Below are 14,364 nucleotides of genomic sequence, written 5' to 3'. Positions count from 1 at the left end.
TCTCCTTCAGCAACAAGGAGGCGGACTCATGTCGATGTCTCACGGCGGCCATGCCGGTCACGTGCCCGCGGGCGGCGACCGCAAGATACTTGTCATCTCGGGTTGGCTCACCGGGCTTTATTTTATAGTCGAACTCGGCATCGGCATTTGGACAGGCTCAGTCGCCGTCATTTCCGATGCCTTCCACACCTTCTCGGCCGTGGGCGGCGTCCTTATCGCGCTGGTCGCGCTGCGCCTGACTGAGCGGAAATCCAGCCCGGCGCGCACCTTCGGCTATGTCCGGGCCGAGATTCTTGGTGCCCTTTTCAACGGCCTGTTTCTCATCGTGATGGCTCTTGTAGTGCTGTGGATGGGTGCGATGCGCCTCATGGAGCCAATCGAACTGGCCACGACGCCAATGCTGTTCGCCGCTGCGGGCGGGATCGCCACCGAGGTTGTTGCGCTCTGGTTGCTCTACGAACGCCAGAAGGGCAACCTGAACATGCGCGGCGCGTATTGGCACATCCTGCAGACCTTCATCGGCAGCTTCCTGATCATCATCTCGGCGCTGGTGATCCGGTTCACGGGCTTTCTGGCCATCGACCCGCTGCTTGGCATGGCCTTCGGGCTAGTGCTGCTATGGGCTTCCTGGGGCATTCTGCGCGAGGCATTGCATATCCTGTTGCAAGGCACGCCGGAAGATCTCGACCTGGAAGCCACGATCGAGGCCATCCGAGGGCTGGAGGGAGTTACGGATGTGCATCACGTCCATGCCTGGAGCCTGACATCCGGGCGGAATGTCTTCTCAAGCCACATCTGCGTGCGGGACTGGCAGGACGGTGAGCGGGTGCTGCGGCAGGCGAATAATCTCCTGCGCGAGCGATTCAACATCTATTTCTCAACGTTACAGATCGAGGAATATTGTCTCGACGGTGAGGAGACAGCAGCCGACATCGATATCATGCAGTCACATTCCGGGCCAGAACAGACCAAGGTTCGAAACATTCACGATAGTCACTGACTCCCGTTTTTCCGATCACCTCTTGACCTTCCAACGATTGGAACGCGCAGAACAGGTGAAACGTAAACTCAGGATGAAAACGCCGGGGAGGCGTGAAAATGACCAGAAAGACAGAACACGATCACGAGAAGCATCCGCACGATCATTCGGCCCACGGGCATGTGCACGATCATGTGCATGACCACACGGCTGTCGCGCAGGACGCAGCCCACAAGGTTAAGGACCCGGTCTGCGGCATGATGGTCGATCCACATACGACCGAGCACAAGGCTGAACATGCCGGTCGGCCCTATTACTTCTGCTCGGCTGGGTGCCGAACAAAGTTCCTGGCCGATCCGGAACGGTATCTCGATCCAGAATCTGCGGCAGAGAAGACCGCGCCGGTTCCCGAGGGGACGATCTACACCTGCCCGATGCACCCAGAGATTCGGCAGGTCGGCCCCGGATCATGCCCGATTTGCGGAATGGCGCTGGAGCCGGTGCTGGTCAGCCTCGACGCCGGACCGAACGAGGAACTGATCGACATGACGCGTCGGTTCTGGATCGGCCTCGCTCTGACGATCCCGGTGTTCATCCTCGAGATGGGCGGGCACCTGTTTGGGCTGACGCATGTCATCGGTCAGCAGGCGTCGAACTGGTGGCAATTGATTCTAGCGTCCCCGGTTGTTCTCTGGGCGGGTTGGCCGTTCTTTCAGCGCGGCTGGCAGTCGCTGGTCAACCGCAGCCTCAACATGTTCACCCTGATCGCCATGGGCACCGGCACGGCATGGCTCTACAGCATCGTTGCCACATTGGCGCCTGACATCTTCCCGGATGCGTTCCGGCAAGCCGACGGCTCGGTCGCGGTCTATTTCGAGGCGGCGGCGGTCATCACCGTGCTTGTTCTGCTCGGACAGGTGCTGGAATTGCGTGCGCGCGAAAGCACCAGCGGCGCGATCCGTGCGCTGCTCGACCTTGCCCCCAAGACCGCCCGGATCATTCGTGACGACGGCAGCGAGGAGGAGGCGCAGCTCGACGCCGTCCAAGTCGGCGACCGCCTGCGGGTCCGGCCCGGCGAGAAAGTCCCGGTGGATGGCGAGGTGCTGGAAGGCCGCAGCGCCGTGGACGAGTCGATGGTGACAGGTGAGTCGATGCCGGTGACCAAGGAGGTCGGTTCCACGGCCATTGGTGGCACCATGAACCAGTCGGGGGCGCTGGTGATCGAGGCGAAGAAGGTCGGCCGCGACACCATGCTGTCCCAGATCGTCCAGCTCGTCGCCGAGGCGCAGCGCAGCCGTGCCCCGATCCAGCGGCTTGCCGACCAGGTGTCGGGCTGGTTCGTGCCGGCGGTGATCGTGGTCGCGGTCCTTGCCTTCATCGTGTGGTCGATTTGGGGGCCGGAGCCGCGCTTCTCATTCGGTCTGATCGCGGCGGTCTCGGTCCTGATCATCGCCTGTCCCTGCGCGCTGGGGCTAGCGACGCCGATGTCGATCATGGTCGGCGTCGGCCGCGGCGCACAGGCGGGCGTTCTAATCAAGAACGCCGAGGCGTTGGAGCATATGGAGAAGGTCGACACCATCATCGTCGACAAGACCGGCACGCTGACCGAGGGCCGGCCCGCCGTCACTGCCATTGTGCCGGCGCCAGGCTTCACCAAGGAGGAGGCGCTGCGGCTGGCCGCCAGCGTCGAACGCGCCAGCGAGCATCCGCTGGCGCTGGCCATCGTGCGCGCTGCCGAGGAGCGCGGGATCGCGATGGCGCCGGTTGTGGATTTCGACTCGCCCACAGGCAAGGGCGCGATCGGGGTGGTGGATGGCAAGCGCATTCCGCTGGGCAATGCGAAATTCCTTGCCGAGCAGGGCGTCGATGTCGCGCCGCTGGCCGAGGAGGCCGACCGGCTGCGCGAGGACGGCGCGACCGCAATCTTCATGGGCGTGGATGACCGCGTCGCCGCGATTTTCGCCATCGCCGATCCGGTCAAGCCATCGACGCCCGAGGCCCTAGCCGCGCTGAAGGCGCAAGGCATCCGGGTTGTCATGCTGACCGGCGACAACTGGACCACCGCGAAGGCCGTCGCCCGCCAGCTCGGCATCGACGAGGTCGAAGCGGAGGTTCTGCCCGATCAGAAGAGCGCGGTCGTGCAGCGGCACAAGGCGGCGGGCGAAGTGGTGGCAATGGCGGGTGACGGCGTCAACGACGCGCCGGCACTGGCTGCGGCCGATGTCGGCATCGCCATGGGCACCGGCACCGATGTGGCGATGGAAAGCGCCGGTGTCACCCTGCTCAAGGGCGATCTGACTGGCATCGTGCGTGCCCGGCGACTTTCGAAAGCGGTGATGGGCAACATCCGTCAGAACCTGTTCTTCGCCTTCATCTACAACGCGTTGGGCGTGCCGGTTGCGGCCGGGCTGCTCTATCCGTTCTTCGGAATCCTCTTGTCGCCGATCATCGCCGCCGCCGCCATGGCACTGTCATCGGTCAGCGTGATCGCCAATGCGGCGCGACTGCGAGGGGTGAAACTGTGAGGGCGACAAAACGACGGCGAGACAATGAAATCCACGATCGAGGTTTGACGATGCAAAGCGATCTCACCATCAGCCGACGCGTCCTTTTGGCGGCTGCCGGCGCGTTTCCTCTAGCTTTGTCCTTGTCCGGCTACCTGCGGGCTGAGACGCTGCCGCTGGTCAAGGTCACCAAGGACCCCAATTGTGGCTGCTGCGACGGCTGGTCGGACCATATCAAGGCGGCGGGGTTTCCGGTGCGCGTGATCGAATCTGACGATGTGTTCAACCTGAAACAGCAACTGGGTGTGCCAGCCGACCTTGTCTCTTGCCATACCGCCGAGGTGGACGGATATGTGATCGAAGGCCATGTCCCGGCAGCCGCCGTGCGTCGCTTGCTGGCCGAGCGGCCAAAGGCCATCGGCCTTGCGGTGCCGGGCATGCCGGCTGGTTCACCTGGCATGGACTTCCCCGGTGTAGAGCCGGAGCCGTATGAGGTGCTGCTGTTCAACGCTTCCGGCCGCAACGTGTTTTTGCGTTTTCTCGGCGCGCAGGAGGTTTGATCGGAGTCAGCACATGATCGTTCAACTCATGACCGGCCTACTGTTAGACCATGCTCCAGCGTGTCCCATCCGAGTGGGCCTCAGCGTGAACGGGCGTGCCCAAGTGGCGTTTCGATTGCCAAGCGACTGGTTGCGACATCTGTCGACGGCGCTCCTGCTGCTCGCTGTCAGCGCCTTTTTTCTGCAGCCACTGGCGCATGCGGGCCCGAGCGGACGCTCTGCCCATCACGATGTCGCCATTACTACAATGGCGCAGCCTTGCGCCTATACCCATTCGTCTGACTACGGGCACGAAGCCTCCATCAAACACTGCGAACAGGACAATACGGTATCGGGCGTGGTCGACTGCTGTCCGACCTGTCTAGTCGCCGCCATTACTCCCGAGAGCCAGTCGCTGACTCCTCATGCAAGCAGCGAACATCTGCGTCTCCTAGTTCCGAACCATATCGGGCGAGTTCTTCCAGGCATCCTGAGACCTCCACGTCTGAACACATCGGCGTAGGCGCGTATGACTGAGGGCGGGCTTTGGCCCTGGGTCCCTCAGTCGACCGGCTATTGAACAACCGACAGACGACCACGGGCGCATGCGTCGATTAATGACGCCGGCCCTCCGGTATCAAGGGATGAAAACAATGAAACGAACTGCACTCGCCCTTTCGCCAGTGTTGCTGGCAGGCTGCCTGATTGCGCTGGCGCAAGCCGAGTAACGACACTCACCGCATCGTTCATTGGCCGTCGAACTGACTGCATCGCGAACCTGGGTGCCGGGTTTCCCCAGCGCCAAGGCGATCGAGGCCTCCTCCTAAAATCTCTTCATCCGCGTGAGCAAATCAGAGGAAGACATCATGCGAACTTTCATACTCGTGGCGATTGCCGCGATCGCGACAGGCAGTGCCTGGTGGCTCTGGAGCCAGCCCGATGCTGCAAGCCCGGCGGAAGAGGGCCAGGCTCTTGCTGCTGTAACTCTGCCGGCCACACTGTCACCCGAGGCCGAAGCCGGTCAGCAGATATTTGCCGCCAACTGCGCTTCCTGCCACGGCACGAACGCTGAAGGGCGTGCGGGAACCGCACCTCCGCTCATCCACAAAATCTATGAGCCGGGTCATCACAGCGACATGGCTTTCGTCTTGGCAGCACGCAACGGGGTGCGCGCCCATCACTGGCGCTTCGGAAACATGCCCCCGGTGCCGGGACTCACGGATGCGGACCTAGCCGGCATCATCCGTTTCGTGCGGGAGGTTCAGGTTGCGAACGGCATTCAATAAGCCGCTGACCTATGGCGACCTAGCCGTGACCGAGGTCATATCCGGCTGCGGTCTTGCCGCATTCTCGGCTACCGTCCAGACGCTCGCCATCGACAAACAATAATGTAGCAAATGGCGAGGCACTCCAAATCAATCGAACTTCGTCATCTCCGCTATTTCGTGGCTGCAGCCGAGCATGGCAGTTTTCGCAAGGCTGGAGTTGTACTTGGACGGTCGCAATCGGCAATCAGCCGCTGCATTGTTGATCTCGAAGACAGGTTGGGCGCGTCACTCTTTCACCGACACGCATGGGGCGTGTCTCAGACTTTTGCAGGTCAACGTTTTCTTCATCGTGCGCGACGAGCGATCAGGACGATCAGTGAAGGCGCAAATGAGGTAACCGCTGCTGGACGTTCCGAGCAAGGACGGGTGCGGATCGGCATCTATTCCTCCATCGCTTCCGGCTTCCTCGCCGAACTGCTCTACACCTATGGCCTCCGGCATGGAAACGTTAGGATCGAGTTGGTCGACGGCAATCCCGAGGAGCATGTCGCCGCCATCCGGCAGTTCCGCCTCGACGTCGCCTTTTTGACCGGCGATCGGGATTGGCCCGGCTGCGACCGCGCGCAATTGTGGTCTGAGCGGGTCTTCGTGGTGCTGCCAGATCGCCATCCCCTCGCCGCCCGCGCCGAACTGTCGTGGCCGGATTTGACCGAGGAGCCATTCATCGTCAGCGAGGCTGCGCCAGGCCAGGAGATTCACGATCATCTGGTGCGGGAACTGGCATCGCTCGGCCGGCGCCCGGAGATCCAGGTGCAGTCGGTCGGCCGCGACAACCTCTTGCCGCTGGTGGCAATCGGCCGGGGACTAACGCTGGTGAGCGAGGCCATGACCGTCGCCATGCTGCCCGGCATCACTTACCGGCCTATCAAAGGGGAGATACTTCCCTTCTCGGCCGTTTGGTCCCCCCGAAACGACAATCCCCCCTTACGCAGAATACTTGCCATGGCCAGAGTGGCATCCGCGAAATCCACGAAAATCAGGTAGTCGGCATCTTAGAGTGGGGCGAGCGACGAGCCTTTGCGAAGCCGCGATCCGTGGCGATAAACCGTTCCAGCATCGGCACGATGAGCCTGACGGGATCGGCGGCGGGCTGGGCCGTCTCGCGGGCCAGCACTCCAGCGTAGGCGGTCAGATCGCGGTGAAGCGACGCGGGCAGTTCCACCGTTACCTTGACAGGCTTGTCGTCCGTCAGCGGGCCGAGCTTCAGCTTGGTCATGGTCAACCTCCTGCCGGCTCGAACACAAGGTCGCGGGTGACGATGATCCTGACCGGGAAACCGGGCCGGATCGTCAATGTCGGCGCAACCTGCAACTGGCGCTGGACGATCTGCTGGCCCGCCTGATTGACGGTATCCTGCGCGCCGTCGCGGATGGCCCGGATAAGCCGGTCCTCGTCGCTCGTCGCCAGCTCCGTGCCCATGCCAAGCAGCGTGGACAGCCCTGCGGCCTTCATCAGATCCCACCAATGATAATCGACACCATCCTCAAGGCCGGCGTAACCGCTGGCATCCGCGCCCGGCAGGCGCTCCAGAACGATGGAACGGCCGCCGGGCAGGATCAGGCGATTCCATACCAGCAGCACGCGACGCTGGCCGAAGGTTACGCCGTCATCGTATTGACCGATGATGCGCGTTCCCTGCGGGATCAGAAGCAGCGAGCCCGTCGGGCTGTCATAGACGTTCTCCGTCACTTGGGCTGTGATCTGGCCCGGAAGGTCGGACCTGATGCCGGTGATGAGTGCGGCCGGAATCACGGCCCCGGCCTGAAGGATATAGGGAGACGCCGGCGGCATGACGCGATCAGGCGCAACGGTCTGCCGGTCCACCGGCCCGTTGAGGAAAGCCGTGTGCCGGTCCTGCGTCGCGGGCTGTCCGCCGAGGCCGAGACCGGCAAGGCCTGGCATGGCCGTCCCTGCCGGCGCTACCGTGCGCGGGCCGGACTGGAAGAACACACCGCTCAACCGTGCGGCTTCTTCCTCAGCGAGACGACGCTGTTCATCCGGATCGACGGCGGGTGTCGCGATGGGCGGCGGCGCGACAGGCTGCCCCCGGTTCTGCGCCTCAAGGATCGGACGGCCGAGGTCGCCGGGCAAGGCCGGTCCAAGGACCGGGCCGGTATAGTCACGCGGCAAGCCCGCCAGCCCATCCGCCGTGGGCCGGTTCTCGGTCGAATAGAGTTCGCTGCCACCCGGTCCCGCGTTGCGGGTCTGGAGCGCATAGATCAGCGCCCCGCCGATGCCGAGAAGGGCGACGGCTCCGGCGCCCGCCAGCACCTTGCGGGACAGGCGGGTGACGCGGGGCGGCTCGGCGCGCAACCGCATGGGAGCCGTGGTGTCGGTGCCACTCATGAGGGTGATCCTCCCGTGGTCGCACCGGCTGGCTGGGCTGCGGCCTGCGTCTGCTCGACGCGGACGATCCTGACGACCTGCTGGCGGTCGCCGCTCCCAAGGCGCAGCTCGGCCGCGCCGAACAGCCTGTCCACGATCAGGACGTTCTGGTGGATGCGGCTGTTGACGATCTGCGGCTCGCCGTCCGACCCAAGGACGAACAATGGCGGCATCTCTCCCTGCACGATGCCACGCGGGAACACGACATAGACGCGCCTGCCGTCGTCGAAGACAGAGACTGGACGCCAAGGCGGGCTGTTGCCCTGCACCTGCAAGCCGTAGCGATAGTTGCGCGCGGCCTCGGCCGGGATGACGGGGGCAGAGGGCGTGGTGGCGCGGCTTCCCGGCGGTGGTGCTGGATAGGCCCATGCGACGGCGGGCATGTAGAGCGCTTCCCGCGCGCGCAACTCGATCATGTAGATGCGCCGGTCGGTGGTGATGACGAGGTTGGTCGAGATGTCCGGCCGGGTCGGCTTCACCAGCACATGCACCCGGCGGGTCGGGCCGCTTCCGCTCTCGGTATCACCTATGATCCATCTTGCGGTATCGCCGGCGGCAATCGGTCCCGCGCCGGTCAGGCTTTCGCCCGGCTCCAGTGCGATGGTGGTGATCTGCCCAACCGCGGCATAGACCTGATAGAGCGCGCCTTCGCTCCACGGATAAATCTGGATGGCATTGTAGTAGCCTTCCCGGCGCGGCTCGACGCGGGCAGCGGCATTGGCGTTCTCGACGCGGGCCGTCGCCGTGCCGGCAGCCTCGCCACCCCGCGCCACAGTCCAGGCGGGCGGGACATGCAGCGGCCGGGACCTTGTGTCGGTCGCAGCCGCCTGCACGGTCGGCAACGGCGGCACGTCGGCGTCGTAGCTGAACTCCGGCGTCCGGTTGGTCGCGCAGCCGGCCAGCATGGTGGCGGAAAGCAGCAAAGCCGCGCAGGCGGGTTTACGGAAAACCGGAAGCCCGGCTCTGCGGAAAATCGTGGCGTTCATTGGCTCATCTCCCGAGACCAGTTGATCGCGTTGATGTAGATTCCAAGGGGATTGGCGCGGAGCCTCTCGGCGGTGCGCGGGGTCTGGATCACGATGGTCAGGATCGCGGTCCAACGTTCGGTGGTGGAGAGTTGCCCGTTCTCATAGTGCCGTTCGGTCCAGGCCACGCGGAAACTGTCCGGCGACGCCCGGATGATGCTCGACACCTCGACGGCGATCTGCTGGCGGCCGACGCGCGTGAAGGGATCATTGGAGCGGGCGTAGTCGTTCAACGCCGCCGCGCCCCGGTCGGTGGTGAACTCGTAGGCCCTGAGCCAGTTCTGGCGCACGACAATGGCGTCCGCCGGGAGCGAGCGCACCTGTTCGATAAAACGGCCGAGGTGAAAGGCGATCTGCGGATCGGTGGGTCGATAATCGGCCGCTGCCGGCGCGACGGCTTGCGCCTGGCCGAGATTGTCCACCTGAACCACCCAAGGCACGGCGGTCCCGCGCGCCGATTGCCAGACAAGAGCGCCGGCGAACCCGACCGAGAGGATCATTGAGCCGAACGCCATGTAGCGCCAGTTCTTCGCCTGCACGCGGGCCGAACCGATGCGTTCGTCCCAGACCTGTGCGGCGCGCTGATAGGGCGTTTCGGGTTCCGGCACCTTGCCGTAATGGGTCGTCGGTCGTTTGAAGATGTTCATGTGCGGTCACTTTCGGAAAGGCTGACGGAAGAGCCGCCACCGTGGCTGTCGCCGGACCGGACGGCATGGGCGGCAGCGGTGACGCCATGGCTCATCGCCCGGCTGCGACGCATCTGCTGCGCCCAGGCCGGCGGCCCATCTGCTGCAGGGGGTGACGGCTCGGGCGACGGGGCGCCCCCGACCGTGCCCATCGAGGAGCTGCCGCCGGACGCCGCGAACCCGGCTTTTGCGCCATCGGAGTAGCTGGATTTCACGCTGTCGGCGGCACGGGAGGCTGCGCGCTTCAAAGGCGAGATGGCAGCCGAGCCTGCGGCACGGGCCACACCGCCAAGGCCGGAGGCGACCCCGGCCGCGGCGGAGTCGCCCATGGAGCCGAGGGAATAGGCCGACGAGGCCGCACCGGCGGCCGAGGCACCACCGCGGGCAAGCGCAGCACCGCCCGAGAGTGCGGCACCGCCGCCCCGCGCGGCGAGCATGGTCGCGCCACCGGCAGCGATTGCGGCACCGCCGACAGCGAGGCCGGTCCCAACGGCGGCGCCGGCGCTGAGTTGGGGACCACCGGAGACAAGGCCGGTGGCGATGCCGGGGCCGAATATGCCGAGACCAAGCAACGACAAGGCTGCCAGCACAATCGCCATCGCGTCGTCGATGGTGGGGGTGGCGCCACCGAAGCCGGCCGTAAACTGGCCGAAGAGCGTTGAGCCGATGCCGATGATGACGGCCAACACCAACACCTTGATGCCGCTCGACACGACATTGCCTAGCACGCGCTCGGCCATGAAGGCGGTCTTACCGAACAACCCGAAGGGGATCAGCACGAAACCCGCAAGCGTCGTCAACTTGAACTCGATCAGGGTGACAAAGAGCTGGATCGCCAGGATGAAGAAGGCGAGGATCACCAGCGCCCAGGCGAAGAACAGGCAGAGGATCTGCACCAGGTTCTCGAAGACCGCGATCCAGCCCATGAGATCGGAGATGGATTCGAGCAGCGGCCGACCGGCATCGAGGCCAATCTGCGCAACGCGGCCTGGGCGCAGGAGATCGGCAGCGGAAAAGCCGGTGCCCGAGGCCATGAGGCCAAGGCCGGCGAAACTCTCGAAGACGATGCGGGAGAGGTTGTTCCAATTGGAAATCAGATAAGCGAAGACCCCGACGAAGATGGTTTTCTTCACCAGGCGGGCGAGAACGTCATCATCTGCGCCCCAGGCCCAGAACAGGGCAGCGAGCGTGACGTCGATGACGATGAGTGTGGTGGCGATAAAGGCCACTTCACCGCCGAGCAGGCCAAAGCCCGAGTCGATATAGCTGGTGAAGATGCCGAGAAAGTTGTCGATGACCCCCGTTCCGCCCATGACTATCGTCCCCCATCCGGGCCGGGCGTCGACTGCGCGGGCGCCCGGCCGAGGAAGCGGTCGCGGGTCTCGGCCCAGACGCCCAGGCATTCGACATCATTGGCTGCCGCTTCGCCCATCTCCTGACAGCGGCGCTGCCCTTCGCGCAGGGGATCGACCTGCCGCGCAAGTGAAGAAGCGGAAGGTGCTGGCGCGGGGGCTTCTTCGCGGGTCATCTCGATGATCGCCGCGGTGATCGCGACAGTGACGAATACGATGGCCGCGATGCGGGCCAGCACCTTCCCTTCCATGATCTGCCCTCCCGGCGTCAGTTGAACATCTGCGCGTTGCCGGGCTGGTAGCCGCTGCCCGGTGCCAGGAAGCGCTCGCGCTGGATACGGCCCTGCTCAGCGGCGGTCGCTCGCTCCGCTTCTGTCAACGCATCGGCGCGACCGTTCGCTGAGATGACCGCGATCAGGTCGGAAAGCTGGTGCGACTGGAGCGCGAGAAGCTGGTTGCCGGCTTGGGTGGCCTGAAGCGCGCCCGTCGCGCCCTGGCTTTCGCCGACGAGCGCGGACATCTCAGCCCGGTTAGTGTCGATGTTACCGACGACACCGGCCTGCACCCGCATGGCGTCCTGAAGACCCCCAACGGTATTCTCCCAGCGGGACCGGGCATCGGCGATGAGCTGCTGGTCGGTGGTTGCGAGAGAGAGATTGCCGTAATCCTGCTGGAACATCTGGTCGATGTTCTGCACGTCGAAGGCGATATTCTGGGCCTGTCCGAGAAGTTGCTGGGTGCGCTGGACGTTCTGCTGAAGCGCCTGAAGCGAACTGTAGGGCAGGCTCGCAAGGTTGCGGGCCTGGTTGATCAGCATCTGCGCCTCGTTCTGGAGCGAGGTGATCTGGTTGTTGATCTGCTCCAGCGTGCGGGCGGCGGTCAGCAGGTTCTCGGCATGGTTGGTCGGGTCGTAGACGATCCTGCCGAACCCGCCAAAGAAGGCGTGGGCCGGCGTCGTGAACACCGGGGCCAGCGCCGGCGGTGCGGCAAGCGCCAGGGCAAGCGCCAAAGTGCTGACCATTCGGGTGAACCGGGGAATTGCGCGCGTCATGGGGTAATCTCCTCTTCATCCAGGATGAGTTCGATTTCGCCGACGTCAGCGACTGTCGGCGGCGGGATTTCGTTTTCGGTTACGAGATTGGTGAGGTCAGGGATGAGATCGGCGGCCCATTCGACGCCGCGTGCGTGAAGCCAGGCGGAGAGGAACCCTTCGCGGCCATGTTCGGCAAGAATCTCGTTTATCAGCGTCTGATCGGATTTGGCCGATGCGGCGCAGAGCGCCAATCCGACTTCCGACAAGCCAAGGTCGAACAAGCGGTTGCCGCGCCGCGACTGGCAGTAGTAGTCCCGCTTGGGCGTGGCCCGCGCGAGGATTTCGATCTGCCTGTCGTTGAGGCCGAAGCGGCGATAGATCGCCGTGATCTGCGGCTCGATGGCGCGCTCGTTCGGCAAGAGGAGCCGCGTCGGGCAGCTTTCGATGATCGCCGGCGCGATGGCGGAATTATCAATGTCGGACAGCGACTGCGTGGCGAAGATGACACTGGCGTTCTTCTTGCGCAGGGTCTTGAGCCACTCCCTGAGCTGGTCTGCAAACCCTTCGTCATCGAGCGCCAGCCAGCCCTCGTCGATAATCAGCAGCGTGGGCCGCCCGTCCAACCTGTCACCGATGCGATGGAACAGGTAGGACAGAACCGCCGGCGCTGCGCCGGTGCCGACCAGACCCTCGATCTCGAACGCCTGCACGTCGGCAGAGCCAAGATGCTCGGTCTCGGCATCGAGAAGGCGTCCATAGGGACCACCGACACAATAAGAGCGCAGCGCCTGTTTCAGGTCATTGGATTGCAGCAACACGGCGAGGCCGGTGATGGTGCGCTCTCCGACCGGAGCGGACGCCAGCGAGGTCAGCGCCGTCCAGAGATGCTCCTTCACCTCGGGCGTGATCTGGATATTCTCGCGCATCAGGATTGCCACGATCCAATCGGCAGCCCAGGCCCGTTCGGCAGTCTCGTGGATGCGGGCCAGCGGTTGCAGCGAAACAGACGTTTCGGAAGCGTCGGTCAGTTCGCCGCCGAGATCATGCCAATCACCCTGCATAGCGAGTGCGGAGGCACGGATGGAGCCGCCGAAATCGAAGGCGAAGACCTGTGAGCGCGCGTAGCGGCGGAACTGTAAGGCCATCAGCGCCAGCAGCACCGACTTGCCGGCGCCGGTCGGTCCGACGACGAGTGTATGGCCCACGTCGCCGACATGAAGGGACAGCCGGAACGGGGTCGATCCTTCGGTCCTGCCGTAAAGCAGCGGGGGTGCGCCGAAGTGATCGTCCCGTTCCGGCCCCGCCCACACGGCGGACGAAGGGACCATGTGGGCAAGGTTGAGCGTCGAGACCGGGGGCTGGCGGACATTGGCATAGGCATGTCCAGGCAGGCTGCCGAGCCAGGCGTCGACGGCATTGACCGTCTCGACCATGACGCTGAAATCGCGGGACTGGATGATCTTCTCGACCAGCCGCAGCTTTTCGTCGGCCCGCCGGGCATCCTCGTCCCAGACGGTGACGGTCGCCGTGACATAGGCCATGCCAGCCATGTCGGCGCCGAGTTCCTGCAACGCCATGTCCGCGTCGGCCGCCTTGTTCGCCGCATCGGTGTCCAGGAGCGCAGATTGCTCGTTGGTCATCACCTCCTTGATGATCGCCGCGATGCTCTTGCGCTTTGCGAACCATTGCCGCCTGATCTTCGTCAGCAACCGGGTCGCGTCGGTCTTGTCCATCAGGATGGCGCGGGTGGACCATCGGTAGGGAAAGGCCAGTCGGTTCATCTCGTCGAGCAGGCCGGGTGTGGTGGTGCCTGGAAAGCCGGTGATCGTCAGCACCCGGAGATGCTGATTGCCCAGCCGCGGCTCCAATCCTCCAGTCAGAGGTTGATCGGCCAGCAGCGCGTCGAGATACATCGGCACTTCCGGCACGCGCACGCGATGCCGGTTGGTCGAGATCGACGAATGCAGGTAGGTCAGCGTCCCGGCGTCATCGAGCCAGCGGCACTCCGGCATGAAACCGTCGAGCAGCGCCAGCACGCGGTCGGTGCGGTCGATGAAGCCGCGCACCAGTTCCCAGGGATTTACGCCCGAAGTCTCGCGGCCCTCGTAAAGCCAGGACTCCGAGCGCGCCGCATCCTCGGCAGGCGGAAGCCACAGGAAGGTCAGGAAGTAGCCCGAGACGAAATGGCTGCTTTCTTCCTCGAAATCGGCCTTGCGCTCGGCATCGACCAGCGCGGAGGCGGGATCGGGGAAGCGGCTCGCGGGATAGGTCGCGGCCTCCGATCGCTGCGCCTCGACGAAGATGGCCCAGCCGGAGCCGAGGCGGCGGAAGGCGTTGTTCAGCCGTCCGGCCACCGCGACCAGTTCCGCCGCGACGGCAGAATCCAGATCCGGCCCGCGAAACTTCGCAGTCCTCTGGAACGAGCCGTCCTTGTTCAACACCACGCCGGAGCCGACCAGCGCCACCCAGGGAAGGTAATCAGCGAGGCGCGAGGCGGTGCGGCGGTATTCTGCGAGATTCATCATGGCTCGTG

Annotated in this window: 13 protein-coding genes; 5 read left to right on the top strand and 8 right to left on the bottom strand. The window is 64.4% G+C overall.

Annotated elements, in window-relative coordinates:
- Window positions 1–28 precede the first annotated feature (28 nt).
- From KYK29_RS16195 to KYK29_RS16175, 5 genes are all read left to right on the top strand, one after another.
- Window positions 29–1,000 carry a cation diffusion facilitator family transporter gene (locus KYK29_RS16195; protein WP_254691937.1) on the top strand — a complete coding sequence of 324 codons (972 nt, stop codon included), beginning with the start codon at window positions 29–31 and terminating at the stop codon, window positions 998–1,000.
- A gap of 98 nt (window positions 1,001–1,098) precedes the next feature.
- Window positions 1,099–3,504, top strand: a complete 2,406-nt coding sequence (locus KYK29_RS16190) for a heavy metal translocating P-type ATPase (RefSeq protein WP_302795589.1) — start codon at window positions 1,099–1,101, stop codon at window positions 3,502–3,504.
- Between the two features lie 50 nt (window positions 3,505–3,554).
- The gene (locus KYK29_RS16185; protein ID WP_010398620.1) at window positions 3,555–4,043 is read left to right on the top strand and encodes a DUF411 domain-containing protein; all 489 of its coding nucleotides are present in this window, start codon (window positions 3,555–3,557) and stop codon (window positions 4,041–4,043) included.
- Between the two features lie 845 nt (window positions 4,044–4,888).
- Window positions 4,889–5,308, top strand: coding sequence for a c-type cytochrome (locus KYK29_RS16180; RefSeq protein WP_254691936.1), 420 nt, complete (start codon window positions 4,889–4,891; stop codon window positions 5,306–5,308).
- A 111-nt stretch (window positions 5,309–5,419) separates the two neighbouring features.
- Window positions 5,420–6,334, top strand: a complete 915-nt coding sequence (locus KYK29_RS16175; protein ID WP_254691935.1) for a LysR family transcriptional regulator — start codon at window positions 5,420–5,422, stop codon at window positions 6,332–6,334.
- On the opposite strand, the gene KYK29_RS16170 is transcribed toward KYK29_RS16175, so the two are convergent.
- Genes KYK29_RS16170 through trbE form a run of 8 tightly spaced genes read right to left on the bottom strand, consistent with a single transcriptional unit; the run spans window position 6,327 to window position 14,356 of the window.
- A complete protein-coding gene (locus KYK29_RS16170; RefSeq protein ID WP_254691934.1) occupies window positions 6,327–6,566 on the bottom strand; it encodes a DUF2274 domain-containing protein in 240 nt (79 codons plus the stop codon). The genes KYK29_RS16175 and KYK29_RS16170 overlap by 8 nt on opposite strands.
- Window positions 6,567–6,568: 2 nt before the next feature.
- Window positions 6,569–7,696: a TraB/TrbI/VirB10 family type IV secretion system protein gene (locus tag KYK29_RS16165; protein WP_254691933.1), complete on the bottom strand. Its 1,128-nt coding sequence runs from the start codon at window positions 7,694–7,696 to the stop codon at window positions 6,569–6,571.
- Complete coding sequence (trbG, locus tag KYK29_RS16160) at window positions 7,693–8,721, bottom strand: P-type conjugative transfer protein TrbG (protein WP_254691932.1); 1,029 nt, start codon at window positions 8,719–8,721, stop codon at window positions 7,693–7,695. Before trbG ends, KYK29_RS16165 begins: the two co-directional genes overlap by 4 nt.
- Entirely contained in the window at window positions 8,718–9,407 is a 690-nt protein-coding gene (trbF, locus tag KYK29_RS16155) for a conjugal transfer protein TrbF (protein ID WP_254691931.1), read from the bottom strand. Before trbF ends, trbG begins: the two co-directional genes overlap by 4 nt.
- Window positions 9,404–10,759 (bottom strand): P-type conjugative transfer protein TrbL, encoded by a 1,356-nt coding sequence (trbL, locus tag KYK29_RS16150; RefSeq protein ID WP_254691930.1) that lies wholly within the window; start codon window positions 10,757–10,759, stop codon window positions 9,404–9,406. Before trbL ends, trbF begins: the two co-directional genes overlap by 4 nt.
- Before the next feature lie 2 nt (window positions 10,760–10,761).
- Window positions 10,762–11,049, bottom strand: coding sequence for a putative entry exclusion protein TrbK-alt (trbK-alt, locus tag KYK29_RS16145; RefSeq protein ID WP_254691929.1), 288 nt, complete (start codon window positions 11,047–11,049; stop codon window positions 10,762–10,764).
- Between the two features lie 17 nt (window positions 11,050–11,066).
- Window positions 11,067–11,849, bottom strand: a complete 783-nt coding sequence (gene trbJ, locus KYK29_RS16140) for a P-type conjugative transfer protein TrbJ (protein ID WP_254691928.1) — start codon at window positions 11,847–11,849, stop codon at window positions 11,067–11,069.
- The gene (gene trbE, locus KYK29_RS16135) at window positions 11,846–14,356 is read right to left on the bottom strand and encodes a conjugal transfer protein TrbE (RefSeq protein ID WP_254691927.1); all 2,511 of its coding nucleotides are present in this window, start codon (window positions 14,354–14,356) and stop codon (window positions 11,846–11,848) included. Before trbE ends, trbJ begins: the two co-directional genes overlap by 4 nt.
- Window positions 14,357–14,364: the final 8 nt, after the last annotated feature.

Origin of the sequence: Shinella daejeonensis (assembly GCF_024281235.1) — a bacterium.
GTDB classification, from domain to species: Bacteria; Pseudomonadota; Alphaproteobacteria; order Rhizobiales; family Rhizobiaceae; genus Shinella; species Shinella daejeonensis.
The sequence above is the reverse complement of the archived record's forward strand: the minus strand, read 5'-3'. Positions and strand labels throughout refer to the sequence as shown.

Excerpts from the sequence above, each read along its gene's own strand:
- KYK29_RS16195 (WP_254691937.1), top strand. The coding sequence starts at position 29 with ATGTCGATGTCTCACGGCGGCCATGCCGGTCACGTGCCCGCGGGCGGC.
- KYK29_RS16190 (WP_302795589.1), top strand. The coding sequence starts at position 1,099 with ATGACCAGAAAGACAGAACACGATCACGAGAAGCATCCGCACGATCAT.
- KYK29_RS16185 (WP_010398620.1), top strand. The coding sequence starts at position 3,555 with ATGCAAAGCGATCTCACCATCAGCCGACGCGTCCTTTTGGCGGCTGCC.
- KYK29_RS16180 (WP_254691936.1), top strand. The coding sequence starts at position 4,889 with ATGCGAACTTTCATACTCGTGGCGATTGCCGCGATCGCGACAGGCAGT.
- KYK29_RS16175 (WP_254691935.1), top strand. The coding sequence starts at position 5,420 with ATGGCGAGGCACTCCAAATCAATCGAACTTCGTCATCTCCGCTATTTC.
- KYK29_RS16170 (WP_254691934.1), bottom strand. The coding sequence starts at position 6,566 with ATGACCAAGCTGAAGCTCGGCCCGCTGACGGACGACAAGCCTGTCAAG.
- KYK29_RS16165 (WP_254691933.1), bottom strand. The coding sequence starts at position 7,696 with ATGAGTGGCACCGACACCACGGCTCCCATGCGGTTGCGCGCCGAGCCG.
- trbG (WP_254691932.1), bottom strand. The coding sequence starts at position 8,721 with ATGAACGCCACGATTTTCCGCAGAGCCGGGCTTCCGGTTTTCCGTAAA.
- trbF (WP_254691931.1), bottom strand. The coding sequence starts at position 9,407 with ATGAACATCTTCAAACGACCGACGACCCATTACGGCAAGGTGCCGGAA.
- trbL (WP_254691930.1), bottom strand. The coding sequence starts at position 10,759 with ATGGGCGGAACGGGGGTCATCGACAACTTTCTCGGCATCTTCACCAGC.
- trbK-alt (WP_254691929.1), bottom strand. The coding sequence starts at position 11,049 with ATGGAAGGGAAGGTGCTGGCCCGCATCGCGGCCATCGTATTCGTCACT.
- trbJ (WP_254691928.1), bottom strand. The coding sequence starts at position 11,849 with ATGACGCGCGCAATTCCCCGGTTCACCCGAATGGTCAGCACTTTGGCG.
- trbE (WP_254691927.1), bottom strand. The coding sequence starts at position 14,356 with ATGATGAATCTCGCAGAATACCGCCGCACCGCCTCGCGCCTCGCTGAT.